At 69.8% G+C, this 15239-nt stretch carries 13 protein-coding genes and 3 pseudogenes; 4 read left to right on the top strand and 12 right to left on the bottom strand.

The features are described from left to right. Positions 1 to 362: 362 nt before the first annotated feature. Positions 363 to 1916, bottom strand: a complete 1554-nt coding sequence (locus tag ACZ434_RS29970) for a hypothetical protein (RefSeq protein WP_468461338.1) — start codon at positions 1914 to 1916, stop codon at positions 363 to 365. A 234-nt stretch (positions 1917 to 2150) separates the two neighbouring features. Between ACZ434_RS29970 and ACZ434_RS29965 the strand changes: the two genes are divergently transcribed. Next, positions 2151 to 2756 carry a dihydrofolate reductase family protein gene (locus tag ACZ434_RS29965; RefSeq protein ID WP_468461336.1) on the top strand — a complete coding sequence of 202 codons (606 nt, stop codon included), beginning with the start codon at positions 2151 to 2153 and terminating at the stop codon, positions 2754 to 2756. 172 nt (positions 2757 to 2928) lie between these two features. Here ACZ434_RS29965 and ACZ434_RS29960 read toward each other — a convergent pair whose 3' ends face one another. Further along, complete coding sequence (locus ACZ434_RS29960) at positions 2929 to 3741, bottom strand: DUF6042 family protein (protein ID WP_468461334.1); 813 nt, start codon at positions 3739 to 3741, stop codon at positions 2929 to 2931. Between the two features lie 234 nt (positions 3742 to 3975). Next, positions 3976 to 4107: a hypothetical protein gene (locus tag ACZ434_RS29955; RefSeq protein ID WP_468461332.1), complete on the bottom strand. Its 132-nt coding sequence runs from the start codon at positions 4105 to 4107 to the stop codon at positions 3976 to 3978. Positions 4108 to 4469: 362 nt separating this feature from the next. On the opposite strand from ACZ434_RS29955, the gene ACZ434_RS29950 reads away from it, so the two are divergent. Beyond that, the gene (locus ACZ434_RS29950) at positions 4470 to 5078 is read left to right on the top strand and encodes a hypothetical protein (RefSeq protein ID WP_468461331.1); all 609 of its coding nucleotides are present in this window, start codon (positions 4470 to 4472) and stop codon (positions 5076 to 5078) included. A gap of 236 nt (positions 5079 to 5314) precedes the next feature. Here the strand turns inward: ACZ434_RS29950 and ACZ434_RS29945 are convergent, their stop codons facing one another. The 7 genes and pseudogenes from ACZ434_RS29945 to ACZ434_RS29915 form a co-directional block, all read right to left on the bottom strand. Next, positions 5315 to 5695: a GNAT family N-acetyltransferase gene (locus tag ACZ434_RS29945; protein ID WP_468461328.1), complete on the bottom strand. Its 381-nt coding sequence runs from the start codon at positions 5693 to 5695 to the stop codon at positions 5315 to 5317. A 94-nt stretch (positions 5696 to 5789) separates the two neighbouring features. After that, on the bottom strand, positions 5790 to 6578 hold the full coding sequence (locus ACZ434_RS29940; protein ID WP_468461326.1) for a WbqC family protein: 789 nt from the start codon (positions 6576 to 6578) through the stop codon (positions 5790 to 5792). Next, on the bottom strand, positions 6523 to 7188 hold the full coding sequence (locus tag ACZ434_RS29935) for a YdcF family protein (protein ID WP_468461324.1): 666 nt from the start codon (positions 7186 to 7188) through the stop codon (positions 6523 to 6525). Before ACZ434_RS29935 ends, ACZ434_RS29940 begins: the two co-directional genes overlap by 56 nt. 16 nt (positions 7189 to 7204) lie before the next feature. Then, positions 7205 to 7921: pseudogene (locus tag ACZ434_RS29930) on the bottom strand (hypothetical protein); the annotation flags it as partial. A gap of 674 nt (positions 7922 to 8595) precedes the next feature. After that, positions 8596 to 9659 (bottom strand): annotated as a pseudogene (locus ACZ434_RS29925) (IS701 family transposase); the annotation flags it as partial. A 78-nt stretch (positions 9660 to 9737) separates the two neighbouring features. Then, the gene (locus ACZ434_RS29920) at positions 9738 to 10154 is read right to left on the bottom strand and encodes a DUF5958 family protein (RefSeq protein ID WP_468461322.1); all 417 of its coding nucleotides are present in this window, start codon (positions 10152 to 10154) and stop codon (positions 9738 to 9740) included. Between the two features lie 100 nt (positions 10155 to 10254). Then, positions 10255 to 10371: pseudogene (locus ACZ434_RS29915) on the bottom strand (IS982 family transposase); the annotation flags it as partial. A 32-nt stretch (positions 10372 to 10403) separates the two neighbouring features. Between ACZ434_RS29915 and ACZ434_RS29910 the strand changes: the two are divergent. Then, positions 10404 to 10793 (top strand): hypothetical protein, encoded by a 390-nt coding sequence (locus tag ACZ434_RS29910; protein WP_468461320.1) that lies wholly within the window; start codon positions 10404 to 10406, stop codon positions 10791 to 10793. Positions 10794 to 10970: 177 nt separating this feature from the next. Here ACZ434_RS29910 and ACZ434_RS29905 read toward each other — a convergent pair whose 3' ends face one another. Together ACZ434_RS29905 and ACZ434_RS29900 are read right to left on the bottom strand one after the other, a co-directional pair. After that, entirely contained in the window at positions 10971 to 12314 is a 1344-nt protein-coding gene (locus tag ACZ434_RS29905) for an eCIS core domain-containing protein (RefSeq protein WP_468461364.1), read from the bottom strand. Between the two features lie 364 nt (positions 12315 to 12678). Beyond that, positions 12679 to 12927, bottom strand: a complete 249-nt coding sequence (locus tag ACZ434_RS29900; RefSeq protein WP_468461318.1) for a hypothetical protein — start codon at positions 12925 to 12927, stop codon at positions 12679 to 12681. 985 nt (positions 12928 to 13912) lie between these two features. On the opposite strand from ACZ434_RS29900, the gene ACZ434_RS29895 reads away from it, so the two are divergent. Then, on the top strand, positions 13913 to 15145 hold the full coding sequence (locus tag ACZ434_RS29895) for an IS701 family transposase (protein WP_468461316.1): 1233 nt from the start codon (positions 13913 to 13915) through the stop codon (positions 15143 to 15145). The last annotated feature ends 94 nt before the right edge of the window (positions 15146 to 15239 follow it).

Below are 15239 nucleotides of genomic sequence, written 5' to 3'. Positions count from 1 at the left end.
CCTTGGAAGAGGGTCCAGACCAGGGCGACAATGCCCGCAGCGGCCTGGATGGAGGCTCCGGCCAGATCGCCGGTGTCGGGGCTGTCGAGCAGCCACACCACAGGAGTGGTGAGAATCCCCACCACCGCCAGTACCAGTACCGTGATTTTCCTACCTCGCGTCACGCCACTTGCCCCCCCTCGCTGAACTGCTCCGGGTCCGACAAAGGCTCGATTCCCTGACAGGACCGAGTCATGCGCATTCAGCCCGCTACTCAGCACGCCGGTAACCGTTGCTGCCGCCGGACGGCCGCCCCAACGTCGAGGCCGGCTTCTTCGCGACGGCGGAGGCGGCGGCGCCCACTGACGTGCGAGCCGTGCGTCTCAAGGGCGCGGCTCGGCCAGAGGGCAGGTGAGGGGCAGGACGCGTTCGGTCAGTGTGGCGGTGAGGTGGGTGTCGGTGAGGGCGGGGTCGGTGAGCCAGTCGGCTGCGGTCAGCCGGTCGATCAGGTGAGGCAGTTCCTCGGAGTCGACCGGGACCCGAGTGGTGAGCGCGTGGAGGGCGATGCCCTCGCCGTCGGGGCCGAGGCGGCCCGAGGCGTCGATGTGGGTGGCCAGGGTGAGGGCGAGCAGCCGGGTGGCGGCGGTGGCCTTCGTCTTGCGGAGCTTCTTGTCCGAGACGACCCTCTGCGCCCAGCCGGAGAGCCTGGGCCGCGTCTTCCTGCCGAACGTGAACGGACCCGTCCCGCCCTCCGGGGGCACCAGGGAGGGAACGGTGATCGGTGTGGGGTTCTCCGGCCGGGAGGCGAGCAGGTCGCCGACGGTGCCGGGGAGGGACAGCCAGCCGCAGCCGGTCAGCTGCTCGACCAGGTCCTGCGGATCGGTCAGGCCCAGCGCGTTGACGTCCTGGCCGACGAGGTTGCCGCTGCCGGAGTGCGCGGTGCGCAGGGTCAGCATCAGCACCAGCAGCCGCGCCTCCGGCCCGGGCAGCGGGGCGTGGTCGGCCACGTACGCGAGGACGGAGCGTGCGTACTCCCACTGCGTCGGTACGGTCAGCAGCCGCGTCACCGCCGGCCCGTCGCCCTCGATGACGGCGCCGGTGCGCTGCCGGTGCTGGAAGCGGATGGTGGCGGCAGCCTGCTCGGCACGCTCGGCCTCCTCCCGCAGGGTGTCGTCGCCGGTGACGGCCGCCCAGGTGGTGAAGGCGCGGGCCTTGCGTTCCTGGAGGTCGGCGAGGAGCGCCAGGTCGGGCTGCTCGCGCCGCTGGTAGGCGCGGAAGAGGTCGCCGAGTTCGGCCAGTTCGTCGCGCAGGGTGTCGGGCCGCAGGTCGAGCGGGACGATCCGCTGGGCGATCCTCGCCTGCCGTGGCCGGCGCCGTGCGGGTACGGAGCGGGGTGTCGGGACGGGCCTCGTCCCGGTCCCGGTGGGGGCCTGGTGGTCGGAGAACTGCGGTGCGCCCACACCCGTACCCACGGCTGCGGGAGGCGGGCGTTCGGTCGTCCGCGGGGAGGGCGTACGGGAAGTGGCCACGGTCCTCGCTCCGGGGGTGGCGGCCGCGCACCGCGAGCAGCACTCCATGGCCTGCCACCAGCGTCCCGCCCGGTCGGTGAGGACCGCGAGGACGACCGGGCCGCCGCACCGCCAGGGCTCGGCACGGACGGGGCGGCCGGTGTCGGGCAGATGGGTGTGGCAGCCCTCGGCCCGGCACGCGCAGTACGCCTCCGCCCTGGGGGCGGGGACCGCGCGCAGGTGGGCCTTGAGGTGGGCGACCGCGGCCGCCCGGCCCGCCGCCGCGGACGGCAGACGCTGTTCGGCACAGGCGGGGCGGCTGCATGTGACGCGTACGGTCGTACTGCCCTGCCCGACGGCATCCAGGCGCACCGTCCACCAGCGCCCCGGCACCCGCTCGCCCTGCTCACCCACCACGGCCTGCGTCATCCCGCTCCCCTCCCGATGTGTTCCCGACATCCGCCGCTGGCCCGCGAGGACGAGCGGCGTCACCTGGTCAACGGCCCGGGGGTGCGGGCGGTTTCTCTGCGGGGTGCAGCAGTTCGGGTTGTGATGGTGCAGGAGGTCACCGGAGGGGCTTTGCTCGGTGCTCCACAGCGTGGCCGATGAGTTCGTGGTTCCCGGCCGGTCCAAGCTCGTGACAGCCCAGGAAAGGACACCGCCATGTCGGAGCTTCTCGTCGATTTCATCAGTACCCTCGACGGCTACGCATCGGGAGAGGGATGGCCCGGGTTCTGGGGCCTCGAGGGACCGGAGTACCTCGCGTGGCTCGGTGAGCAGCCCGAGGTCACGTACCTGATGGGGGCGAACACCTACCGCCTGATGTCGGGCTTCGCCGCGGGCGAGGTCCCGAGTGGCCAGGACGAGTTCAGGCCCGAGGAGGAGGAGTCCGTCGACGAGCTCACGCGAGCGTCCAAGGTGGTGTTCTCCTCCTCCCTCGAGGAGCCGCTGACGTGGGCCAACTCCACGCTCGTCCGCGACGACGCCGTCGAGGCGGTCCGTGCCATGAAGTCGAGCGGCTCGGGGCTCCTCAGCACGATCGGCAGCCTCAGCCTGTGCCGGTCCCTGCTGCGCGCCGGACTCGTCGACCGCTTCCGGGTCGTGATGTTCCCGGTGATCACCGGGGCCACGGGCCAGGAACGTATCTACGACGGCTATCCGGACGTCGCCCTCGAGATGACCGAGCACCGCACCTTCGACGGCCGCATCCAGCTGGTCGAGTACAAGCCCCGCGTGCTGGAGCACCCGCCGCTCGGCGCCCCTGCGTGACCCTCACCCCGTCCGCCGGCCTGCCACGGCCGCCAGGCCGACGCACGGAGCCGGTCGCGGCCGGACTTCTCGCGCAGGCCGGCCGCGACGGACGACTTGCCCGAGGCGCTGTCGCCGCGGACGACGATCAGGCGCGTGTCCCGCCTTCCCACCGTGCCCGGCAGGCTCCGCGTCATGTGTCGGCGCCCTCGATGCCCAACTGCATCCGGGTCTCGTGGAGGTGGTCCCAGTCCATGACCAGGCGGAAACGCTGGTGTGCCTCCAGGCGTTCCGCGTCGGCCGGTTCCTGGCCGCGGCGCAGCCGGGCGTCCCCGGACTCCACGAGTTCGGTGAGGGCGAGGCGTACGTCGTCGGCATCCTGGCCGGTGGCGGCCGCCAGTCGGTCCAGGGAGGTGAGGATCTCCTGCGGTTCGCCGAGATCGTCGACCAGGTGGTCGATGAGCCCGTCGACGAGCGGGCCGGTGCGCATCGTCCAGCGGATCCGGTCGAGCCGCTCGGTGAGGTCGGCGTCCAGGGGCAGCAGATCGCCGGGCAGCGGGAGCGCGGCGGGCATCGACCACCGGGTGCCGCCCGGTGTCTCCTCGCGGCTCGCCAGGCCCCACGTCAGGTAGAGCTCGGACAGGTCCCGCACGGTCTTGGGCACCGGATAGCCGGCGGCCGTGAGCAAGGCGCCGAACGTCTCCCAGCGGTTCGCCTCGTTCGCTTCGCGCCCTTCCGGCGCCTCCTCGTGGTCCCCTTCCTCGTCGGGCCACGAGAACGTGAGCGCGCCGTCGAGACCGCCGTCGAGCATGCGCCAGTGGCCTTCGAAGATCTCGTGCAGGAGGTCGTCCAGAGAGCCGGTGAAGCCGGGTTGGCTCGCGGTCCCGATCAGCATGGTCAGCGGGAGGCCCTGGCGGGGCAGGACGTGTTCCCAGCCCGAAGCCCACCAGTCGTTGTGCATCGCCAGGTCCCGGCGCGGTCCGGGCACGGACGGGGTGTCGCTCATCCGGTCAACTCTTCCTGCAAAGGCGGCAAAACACTCGTAGCGTACGCACTCCGGATAGTCGCCGTGCGGAAGATTTCCCGGTTCGGACCGGATTCGTCCAGCGGGTTGCGGTGACCGCAGCCGTGACCGCAGCCTCAGCACGTCACGGTCGTCCTGCGGCCGGGGTGGGCGGCAACCTGCGGTGGAGCGGCTCGTTCAAGGAGCGCCGGTAGTGGCTCGGTTCGCAGGCTGGCCTCACGAGTTCGGCGAGGAGGTCGGCGCGACCTGGATGTCATGACCCAGCACCACCTGGTGGTGCGGGAGGCTGGCGAGCGTGCCGAGCGCCCGGATGACGGGGGCGTTCGCCGCCGCGCCGGCCATGCGCACGCGTCGGCGGTGGGCGTGTTGGTGAATGCACGACGAATGGATCGCCTTACGTCACCGCCACCTCTCCGCCACCTCCACCTCCCCGCGACCTCCCCGAAGGGGATATGGGCGATATCTGCCGTAAATTCTTTTGGTTCCTTCGTGCCACCCAACGCACCGAAATGCAAGCGCCAGTTGATCCCCGACACCGTGACGAGGGGTACCATCTGGCGGATACATGTTCCCGGCCGAGTGGCACTCGCTTCAATATCCCCCGCGCAGGTCATCAGAGGCCATGTGCCCAAAGAATACTGGGCAGTTGACCTCAGGGTTTCGTGATAGCGTCCTTACTCGGAGGGACAGTGCAACCTGAAAGGGAAATCGTGAACACGGAGAAGATCGCCGCTCGCCGCCTCTCACTGGAAGAGGTGACGAAGCTCAGCGTGAAGGACAGGATCTTCGTTTCCGCCGACACGGCAGAACTCAAACTTCCCGACTGCTATGTCCCTGCTTTTCTGACCAAGTCCGGTGAGAATTTCGAGGGCGGCTCGATCACGGCGAGAACCGTATTCCAGGAAGAGGTCTCCTGCCTTCCCGACGACGAGAATGAAGCCGGAATCTACTTGGCCGACGAGAACGGCTCGGCGACCATCGAGGTCCTCCAGTCCGCCGGTGTCGTGCTGGACCTGGCACTTTTCGTCCCCGGTGGGGACAAGGGGTCCCTCACGGCCCTTTACGCTGCGGCCCGGCAGGCGTTCGGCGCCGACGTCGTGCAGATCTGGCGCCAGGGCCTCAAGGAGGTTCCCGACGTGAAGGTCGACATCTACGAGGAGCAGATTCCCCGGGGGCGCAAGGCGAGCGACAGCCCCAAGCGTGACCGTCGCGCGATCGACACCTACCCCACCCGCGCGGACTTCATCGAGTTCTCCACGGGCTGGAAGCCGGTCGTCGAGATTCACAAGCCGGTCGTTGACGACACCCCGACCATCTGAGACGACGTCACTTCTCGTTCCCTGCCTGAGAGAACGCCGGGAACGCATACGCCGGACCCGGAAATCAACTCACGAAGGCTGAAGCTCCGTTCCGCCCGATTCCCTCGCGAGACAGCCTGCCCGACCAGGATCGGATCCTGAATTCGTTCTACGACAGCCCTCAGGGCTTCGACGTGGTCAGGTGACGTCCACTTCGTGCTCAGGCGAGGTGGAGGAGCGTGAGGGGTCGGCGGGCGTCACGCGCATTGCGGCGACGGCCAGTGCTCAGGGTGCAACCTCTTCACCTTGACCGCGTACACGGGGGCGTAAGCGACAGGGTGCTGCTCGCCCGCCTTTTCGTAGCCACACGTCTCGTACAGGTCCTGCGCCTTCGGGTGCGTCACGTCGACCAGGAGCACCGCGAAATCTTCGCTGCGTTTCTTCAGCAGGGCTTCGTGGAGCCGCTCCGAGATGCCCTGTTTCCGCCACTGCGGGCGCACCATGACCTCGGAGACGGCGTAGGTCGCGGTGTGCCCGTTGTTCCGCTCGAACGCGGTGGGACGCCACCACTCACGGCCCGGCTGGAGGACAGGATCATCAACCACTGTCAGCCGGCGGCTGTCCTCCTCCGTGAGCAAGTCACGTTGGGCCTCCGCGTCAACGATTACGCGAGCCGCTGAGCACGTTCGTCCGTACTTCCCCCTCGAGAAGGGGTAGTACACCGATACGTGCTCAGGCCGCGGCTCCGAGTGAGTCCCGGCTGCCGGTGAGGGCCTGAAGCCGAGCGGTGATGGTGTCGGGGCCGAGGTGGGCCAGGGCCCACAGTGCGGTGATGCGACGGGCGGAGGCCCAGATCCCGGTGGTGGGAAGCAGGAACGGGACGACGGTGATGCTGCGGGTGATGAACGGGGCCGGGTCGAGATACGTCATCCCGCCGGTCCCACACAGATACGTGTCGGCGCCGGCTGCCGTGGTGAGGTCGGCGAGCCGCTCCGATCGCTCGGGCCGGGCGGGCAGACCGCTCGCGGTCAGGATGCTTCCGCCCCAGCCGAGGAGGTCCAGCAAAACGCGGGTGGATGTCTCGGCGACGGCCGCGGTCCGGCCGGTGGCGAATGCGTCCCAGACCGGCTCCAGAGTCTGCCGGAGGGTGGGCCAGTGAGGGCTGGTCCGGTATTCCTGCTGGATCATCGCCTCAGTCCGTCGCCGGGCCGAGGTGGGGTCGGCGACCAAGGCGTCCTGGATGAGGGTCTGGCGGCCCTGGGGCAGGTGGGTGGGGATGGACAGCCACCGAACTCGATCAGAAGCGTCCAAGGCCGCCAGGCGGGTGCGGTGCTGGTAGTCGCGGCGGGTGAACTGGACGTCGTCGAGGACGATCCAGGTGTCTGCTGCGAACAGCTTGGCCAGGGTGGCCAGCCTCGGGAACAGGCTGGGCTGATGCGCTGCACACAGCCCGCCTTCCCGTCGGTCAGGAGATGAGGCGACTGGTGAAGCCGACGCGGATGAGGGATTCGTATGCGGCATGCACGTCCTCCGGGACATCCTGGGCGATGGCGAAGCCCTGCTTCGGGTACTCGATCACCCGCTGGAGATCGCCGACGAGCATGTCCACCACGAGCTTCTCATCGCCGATGCTCTTGAAGTAGTCGTCCAGCTCCAGCGGTTCCGACGCGCACACGATCTCGACGTCGGGCCACAGTTTGCGGGCGGTGGCGAAGGATCGCCTCTCCATATAGGGCTTGGAGACCAGCATCACCGTGGCCGGGACGATGCCGGCCGCGGCCAGCAGGTCGCGGGTGAGGGTGATGTTCTGGCCGGTGTTCGCGGCGTTCGGCTCGACGAGGATCGCCTCGTCGGGGACGCCGAGTTCGAGAGCGTGCTCGCGGAAGTGGACGGCCTCGCCTCGGGGGAAGCGGGTTTGGGTGGTAGGGCTGTTGCCGCCGGTGAACACCAGCGTCGGGAATAGGCCGCGGTGATAGAGGTCGGCGGAGGCTGCGGCGACGCCGAGGTCGTGGCTGCCCAGGCCGATCGCCACGTCGGCGGGCCGCAGCTGGTGGCCCATGAGGTGGTAGTCCCAGATCAGCTTGGTCTTGCGCCACTGGTCCTCGGTGATGGTCTGCTGGTTGTCGCCCACGCTGTTGTCTCCCTGCTCACCGGCTGGCGGGGCCGGACGGCCCCGTGCTCATGGCCTTGATGTTCTCGATGCTGGCCAGCTGGTGGAACAGCCCGAAACGGGCGGCCATGGTCGCGGCCTTGTCGAGGACGTGAAGGCCATCATCGCGGGTCGCGGGATCGGTCAGCAGGATGTGTCCGTGGGCGGTGTCCAGGCGGACCTTCTGCATGGGGGCGTCGGTGGTGGCGGTGCTGCGGGCGACGGTGATGAAGTGCAGGGCGGAGGAGAGGCTGCCAGCGCCGCGGTGGGCCAGAGCGATCTTCTGGTGGGCCACCGACCAGTCCTCCGGTTCGGCAAGGTCCTCGAAGTCGCGGGTCGCCGCCAGCATCACACGGGTCGCGTAGTCGTGCTGGCCGTCCTTACTCAGCGCGGTCCCCACCCACAGCCGGGATCTGGCGCGGTCGCGGCGGGAGAGCCGGTCGTCGACCGCGAGGTGCTCGTACTGGCGGGCGGCGGTGTCGAGGCGGCCGGACATCTCGGCGACGACGGCAAGGGACAGGTCGAGCTGGGCGATGCGCCGGGGGATGTCGAGCTGCGTGAACAGCGACTTGGCGGTGACATAGGAACGCTGGGCGGACAGAGGGCCGACCACGCTGCCCTGGTCGCGCTGGAGGTCGCCGAGAAGGGCAGTCGAGCGGGCGAACAGATACAGGCCCCGGTCATCGAGCCTGAGCGGGGTGAATCGACTGGTCCACCATCGCTGAGGCCTCCTCAATGCCGACAGCGACGCCGCGATGACCAGCCAGCTGCCCCTCGCCGACCCCTGGCCCCTCGCAGGCGAGTGAGGTGCTGCCGGGACCGAGTTTTCTGCTTCCAGCACCGTGGGCCATCTGAGACTTGTCAGAGGGCCCACGGTGCTGCGCAGCCGACTGCAACCGGCGCGGACGGCCTATGAGCGCATGACCAAGTGAAGGAACCCTGCCGGCCCAATCGCGACCGCACGATCTTCGGTGACTCGAAGGAAGCAAGGCGCCTCCGGACTGAGCTCTTCGCCACGAGCTTGACGCAACTGACGGAGAGCAGCCCTGATGAGCAGGTCCGAGCGGCAGCACAGCACCTCCGCGACCGGATCGCTCAGGCTCCCCGCTCGATCTATTCCAAGGAGTCAGTGGGCGTAGGACGGTTAGTACTCCAGTGCGACTTCGTGATCTATCCGGTCGCGGGTGCGGCGAGTCGTCGCTGGTAGTGGCTGCGCCGGGCTGTGGCCTGGTGGGTTCTGCGCCAGTTTGACCAGTGCAGCAGCCTGCGCGGGGATGGATTCGGTGGGCTCAGCAGGGTGCCGAGCAGGTGGCGGATTTCCGGAACGGTCAGGTCGATACGGTCGGAACTGCGGGCGGGCCGGTTCAGCTGTGCGGTCCTGGTCGGTGACGCTTCGGCAGCGAGGGCGGCCAGGAATGCCAGGGCGAGCATGGCCAGCGTGATGTGCCGATGCCAGGCGGTCCAGTGGCGGACCTGGTAGTGATCCAGGCCGACCTGGCCTTTCGCGGCCTGGAAGCACTCCTCGATGCACCACCTGGTCCCGGCCACCCTGACCAGCTCGGACAGCGGCACCCGTTTTGGGGACCAGCACAGGTAGAAGGCGAGTTCGCCACTGCTCGGATTGCGGCGGATCAGCAGGTGCCGGTGGCCGTCGACGCCGATCTCGATCCAGGCCAGTCGTAGTAGCGCAGCCCCTTCGCTCCGGCTCCTGCGCTCTGCCGGTGCCAGGCCGAGGCGGGCAGGCGGCCGGCGACCGCATCCGCCCGGTCAGCGGTTCGCCCCTGGTTGATCCGCACCCGAGTGCTGCAGGCGACGGCCAGGACGTAACCAGTCCGGCGGGACTCCAACAGCGCGCGCAGGCCGGGGTCTTGGCCGTATGCCTCATCACCGGTCACCCAGGATGCGCCGATGCCGGCGTCCAGCGCCGCCGCGATCATCTGCCCGGCCAGCGTGGGCTTGGTCGCGAACTCCACCTGGTCGGGTACCCCGGCACGGCTGCGGCGCTCGGCGTCCCGGGACCAGGACATGTCGGGGAGGTAGAGCCGGCGGTCGATCAACGCCCGTCCTCTGCTGGAGGCGTAGGCAAGGAAGACACCGACCTGGCTGTTCTCGATCCGCCCCGCAGTGCCGGTGTACTGCCGCTGCACGCCCGCCGAGGCGGCGCCCTTCTTGAGGAAGCCTGTCTCGTCGACAATCAGCACGCCGTTGCCGGCGCCGAGGTGCTCGTGGACATAGACGCGCACATCGTCACGGAGGGCGTCGGCGTCCCAGCGGGCGGTTCGCAGCAGCCGCTGCATCGGCCCGGGGCGAGCATGGCCGGCCTGCTCGGCCAGCACCCAGCAGTTCTTCCGCTCGACGCCGGACAGTAACCCGAGCACGAACGCGCGGGCCGTGGCGCGCGGCTCAACCCGCCTGAACCTGCCCGCGATCCGGGCCATGGCCTGGTCGAACATCGCCCGCCAACGGGCGGCGTCTATGCTGTGGCCCGCCGCCACCGCACGATCTTCAGGAGTCCACACAACCCCCGATGATCACGCGGTGGCCGTTTCGGTGCCCGCTCCGGTGCTCAGGTGGTGCCAGGCATGCCCGCACCCGTCAGCACAGAAGCGGAGCCGCCGCCGATCATCAGCGACGCCGAGAAGGGCGACCAGCAGCCGGAATGCCTTGACCCGCTCGTCCTGCGGAAGGTTGATAATCTTTGTCAGTTGCTCGGTGAGGCGTCCGCGCGTGACCAGCACTGCCGGGGTGTGGGTGGGCCGGATGCCAGCTCTGCGGATACTCTCCGGCCCGTCCTCGCTGGTTGCGCGGGCCTGGATACAGAACCCTGCCAGGTCGCGCAGGACTTCGAACTGCTCAGCGTCGGCGAGGCCCTCGAACCAGCCGACGCCCTGGGCGAGCGGACGGATGCCTTGCGCCAACTCGTTCAGGATGACCGTGCGTCCGTCCATCCCGCCCCACCTCCACAACAGGCCTGGCTGCCTACCCCGCAAGGTCATCGAACCAGATCACGAAGTCGCACTGGAGTATTAGTCCGGTCGCGTCGTTGTGCTACATCACGGCGGTCAGCGCGAGGATGCGTTTCATGACGCGGGCTATGACACCTTCGGGTGTGCGCCCTCGGTGCCGTTCAAGGTCGAGCTGGTCCTTGAAGGTCTCGTTGATCGACACCCCTCGAACCGCACCGCCAGGAGGAACCAGTGCCACACCCGCAGCCGCTCACCCCCGAGGAGAAGCTCGCCGACGCGAAGAAGCGGCTGAGCCTCCCGCGTATCGTCGTGATCTGCGGCTCCACCCGCTTCATGGCCGAGATGACCGAGGCCGATCTGCAGGAGACCAAAGCCGGAAAGATTGTCGTCAAACCGGGCTGTGACATGAAGTCGCCGCACGAACTGTGGTCCGATCCTGTCGAGGCCGCGGCACTGAAGGTTCGACTCGACGATCTGCACCGGGCGAAGATCCGGCTCGCTGATGAGGTGCTCGTCGTCGGCGACTACATCGGAAACAGCACCCGAGCCGAAATCGCCTACGCCCGGTCGCTGGGCAAGCCCATGCGGTTCACGCACCCCGAAGTCGACCCTGACGCCTGACCGCTGTGTCGGAGCTCAGTAGTTGTCACCAGCGGATCCGGATGACGTGGTGAATGAGACCGGACGAAGCAGCCGGGTCTCATTCAGCACTCTTTCTGTCACCAGAAGCGAAAGTCGGGAGTCGGCGGCTCTGCGCCCCGCCCCGCCCCGGTCAGGCACCGCTCCCCGCCGTGGGCGTCAGAGGGTGCTGAAGCCGCTCTCCCCCGGTCGGCGGCAGCCGGTGATGGCCGTCAGGGGGATTCCCCCGATGAAATCCATTTCCTGGGTGGGGCCGACGGGACCGATGACGGCCGCGGTCGCGGTCTCCAGGGACGTGCTGTTGGCGTAGACCGTCGGCTTGGTCAGGATCTTGCTCCGCGCGGGCGGCGCGGCGAATTTGTGCCAGCCGCTGACCTGCATCCGGTAGAGGTGGCGGTCGTTGCTGGCGTACCCGCCGCAGTCCTCGTCCAGCGCCGTGGAGACCAAGGTCGGCTTGGGGCTGCTGACATGGGCCCGGGCGTAGGCGATCGGGTCATCAAGGAACGCGGCGAGTTCGGTCGCGACGGACGTGTTGTTGCGGGACCTCATCCCGTTCGCCTGCCGGATGACCTCGGGGGAGCGCCCATCGGCTCGGAAGAAGACCAGGCTTGTTGCCGATTCAACGAGCGTGTACCCGTGCGCGGGGGTGTCGGACTGCGCCTGCGCGGGCTCCGCGGCGGCCGACGCCTGCCCGGCCGAGATGGTCTGGTCGGCGCTGGAGGTCGGCGTGGCCCCGCCGAGCCTCAGATTGTCGGGCTTCTTCGGTACGGGCGGCGGCTTCTTTTTCCCGTCGGTGGGCGCGGTCTGTACGGCGACCGGGCCGCCGCGACCCTCGTGGGCGGTACCGGCGGCGGGGGCAGTCCGTGGCTCCACGGCGCGTTGCACATCGAGCGGTGCCTGCATGACGCGCTGCGCGTTGGCCTCCGCGGCGCGTTCGAACGTGTCGGAAGCGTCGGAGACGCGGAGTCCGTTGCCCATGTCCGTACCGGCCACAGGGCCCTGACGCTGCTGGATGACATGGGTCAGTTCGTGGGCGAGGGTGTGCTTGTCCCCACCGTCGGCACCGATGACGACGTGGCTGCCGGACGTGTAGGCGCGGGCGCCGACCTCGGCGGCCGACGCACGGGCGGCGTTGTCGTCGTGGACGCGCACGTCGGAGAAGTCCGCGCCGAGCCGCGCCTCCATTTCCTGGCGCACTGGCTCGCCGAGGGGCTTTCCGGCGCTGCGGAGCACGTCGTGGACGGCGGAGCGCTGCAGCGGTGCGGGCGAGGTCGCGGTCTCCTGGTGGTTCTCCTGGTGGCCGCAGCCGGCGCCGTGCTGGTGCTGTTCCCGGGCCCAGGGGTGGTCGGCGTCGCGGAGCATCTGGACGACCGCGGCGTTGCCCGCAGCGGCCTGTATGCCGAGCAGGCCATGCTGCGCGGGCGGGGCGGATGCGGGCCGACGGGCAGGGATACGGCTGTTGCCCGCCCCGGTGTGGGAGTCGGCCTTCTCGTGGTCGTGCACGGAGCCCCTCTTCTGGCGTGAGATCGTCAACTTCCCTGGGTACGTGGCGGGGAGCCGTCGGCGCAAGGTGACAGCGGGCAGCATGCGGTGACCGGGCGGGCACATCCGATGCCGCGATGATCCGCGTGTGGGCCGGCCCGGCCTGTTCTCGCCAGGTGTCTAGGACGGCCTCTTTTGGGGTCTGGCACAAGTTCCGTGCGGCGATCACTGACCGTGATATCACGGTAGTGGCGGATGGCGCGCGGGGTGGACCCGGCGAAGGCAGCGGCATCACCGATCTTGACCTGGCGGGGAGACGTGACGGAGGGGTGCATCGCAGAGCGAGCCTTTCTTGCGGGCGGTGCCTCGACGACATCACATGCCGCTACGGCAGGTGCAACAACACGCGTCTCATCACCGCCGAGAGCCAGGCCCTGATCACCACCGGGCTACCCGCCGCCAGCGCCGCACCGAGCAGGCCGGAGCCTCCTTCTGGCTTCGTCCGCGAGCGCTGAGCAATGTGGGACAACAACGCAGAGTGACCATCGAGGGCCAGATAGCTCCCCATCAAGTGGCCGCCAAGGAACCCCAGGGTTCGCTCGATGACCGTCCACGACATGACCACCTGCGACATGTATCGGCATCCTAGGATGCCAATGCCGCGGGCGTTTCTGCAGGTCAGCGCCTCGCGGGGGCTGCGCCCTCTCTATACGGCGGAAGGAGCGCGGCACAGGGGCCCGCCGTAGGGGATGCCCTGCGGTACTCGCGCAAGCGCTCCGTTCCTCGGGGTGCCGCTCCCGCAGGAGTTCACCCGTCCCTGAGTGGCGCTGACCGTTGACGAGCAACTGCATGGCGTGGCTGAGGTCAGTGGGTGGTACCGGTGACACACGCGCGCCTGCTCGCCCGGCCGCGGGTATCGCTGTGGCGGGCTTTCGTGGGTTGAGGTCCCATCACGCCGAGGTCCCATCGCGCAGCAGCCGGTGGGTGCCGGGCCGGTCGTGGGTGTTGGGCCAGGTCATTGGCCGGGGCTTCACCCTGCCTGGACCGGACGGGTCCACTTTGGGCGAGGCGGGGCCCGTCCGGGTGCGCCGGTACGGCACGGTCCAGGTGAGGAGGCGGTATGCGGCATGACGAGTACGACAGGGCACCGGCCCGCTGGTTGATGGTGCCCGCGGGGGTGGAAATCGACCTCGATCCGCCGTGCGGGGCGGGCAGGCGTCCGGATGAGGAGTACGCGGCGCGGCACGCGGCCGTCTGCCGACGTTGCGGCGCACCGCAGGCGGCGCGCGGCGGGAGTTGACGGGCGGGAGTGGATGGGCGGGCGGTCACCGCCGCCGGTGGTGGGTAGCAGCACCCGCACGGAGACCGGGCGAGCCCCCCGCCGCCTGAACGGTTCCGGGCTCCCCCACTGCCTCCAAGGCGTGGGGGAGTCGTCGTGCCCGGGAACGGGACCGGGCGGCACCCCCGTGTGCGTCGGGCCGCTTCCGGGAGCCGGCGCCGTACCTCCCTCCCCCCCACCCCCTGACCTGCACGTTTGCCGCCCCTTGGTCCCCCCTTGGACGCCCCGTCCGAGGCTGCCGGAGCAGGCAGTCGGGAACGAGTGGCGAGGTGGGGACGGAATGCAGACCAGGCTGCACAGGCGCACCATGCGGGGAGAGTTGTTCCCCCCGGCGCGGGGGACCTCACCGGAGAGCGTGCTGGAGGAGTTGAGCACGGTGCTCTTCGAGTCCCTGCCGCGCAGTGACCAGCGGCGCCGGGGTGTGGAGTACGTACAGGGCCTGCTCGGTGTCGAGGGGCGCAAGTCGATACGGAACATCTCCTCCCTGTTCGGCGGGGAGGCGGCGGAGCAGAGCCTGCACCACTTCATCAGCGGCTCCACCTGGGACTGGAGCCCCGTCCGCCGCGCCCTCGCCCGCCACCTGGAGGAGATCCTGCCCACCCGGGCCTACGTACTGCGGCCGATGGTGATACCCAAGGCGGGCGACAACTCGGTCGGTGTGGACCGGCGGTTCGACCCCGGCCGCGGGCAGATGATGAACGCACAGCAGGCCGTCGGCGTGTGGGCGGTGTCGGAGGAGCACAGCACCCCCGTCAACTGGCGTCTGCACCTGCCCGAGGCCTGGCTGGAGGACGCCACCCGGCGCCGGCAGGCGTCGATCCCGGAGAGCGCCGCGCCCGAGACCATGGACCAGTGCTGTGTGGAGGCCTACTTCGGCATCGTCCGGGACTGGGGCCTGCCGGCCCGGCCGGCCGTCATGGACGCACGCGAGGCCGATGTCCCGGCCGTGGTGAGCCGGCTCCAGGCCGGGGGCGCGCCGATGCTGCTGCGGGTCAGCGCCAACCTGCGGCTGACCGCGACCGACCCCGGTCTGCCCCGTACGGCGACCGAGGCGGAGATGACGGCGCACCAGTTGATGCTGGTGGCCCGCCCGCTGCGGCAGCCGGTCATCCAGCGCGGGCCGGACGGGGGCGGGGTGCACGCGGGCCTGACCGCGGCCGTCCGGGTGCGGCTGCCGCAGCGGGGCCCCCGCCGGCTCTCCCGGAGCGGCGACCTGGTGCTTCTCGGCGTCGGCGAGAACGGCGGGCGCTGGCCGGGCGAGCTGTGGCTGACCGACCTCGCCGATCTGCACCCCGCCCAGCTGCTGCGGCTGACCCGGGTGACCCGGCGCGTGGAGCGGGACTTCGCCGGCATCGCCGAGCGGGTGGGGATCAAGGACTTCTCCGGCCGCTCCTTCAGCGGCTGGCACCGGCACGCCACCCTCGCCTCGGCCGCCCACGCCGTCGCGGTGCTGTGCGGCACGGCCGAGCGGCCGGTCGTGCAGCCGGCGGAGGTGACCCGCATACCCGCCTGAGCCCCGGGGGGGCACCCGGAGGGCCGGGAGGGCCGAGGCGCGGACGTGCGGCGCCAGGGGCGCCGAAGGCGGCGGCGCAGTGTACGGACAGGGA

The organism is Streptomyces sp. NPDC030893 (assembly GCF_055571535.1).
The sequence above is the reverse complement of the archived record's forward strand: the minus strand, read 5'-3'. Positions and strand labels throughout refer to the sequence as shown.

Coding starts and splice junctions, on each gene's coding strand:
- ACZ434_RS29940 (WP_468461326.1), bottom strand. CDS start 6,578: ATGCCGCATACGAATCCCTCATCCGCGTCGGCTTCACCAGTCGCCTCA.
- ACZ434_RS29960 (WP_468461334.1), bottom strand. CDS start 3,741: ATGAGCGACACCCCGTCCGTGCCCGGACCGCGCCGGGACCTGGCGATG.
- ACZ434_RS29920 (WP_468461322.1), bottom strand. CDS start 10,154: ATGGACGGACGCACGGTCATCCTGAACGAGTTGGCGCAAGGCATCCGT.
- ACZ434_RS29970 (WP_468461338.1), bottom strand. CDS start 1,916: ATGACGCAGGCCGTGGTGGGTGAGCAGGGCGAGCGGGTGCCGGGGCGC.
- ACZ434_RS29965 (WP_468461336.1), top strand. CDS start 2,151: ATGTCGGAGCTTCTCGTCGATTTCATCAGTACCCTCGACGGCTACGCA.
- ACZ434_RS29895 (WP_468461316.1), top strand. CDS start 13,913: ATGCAGACCAGGCTGCACAGGCGCACCATGCGGGGAGAGTTGTTCCCC.
- ACZ434_RS29900 (WP_468461318.1), bottom strand. CDS start 12,927: ATGTCGCAGGTGGTCATGTCGTGGACGGTCATCGAGCGAACCCTGGGG.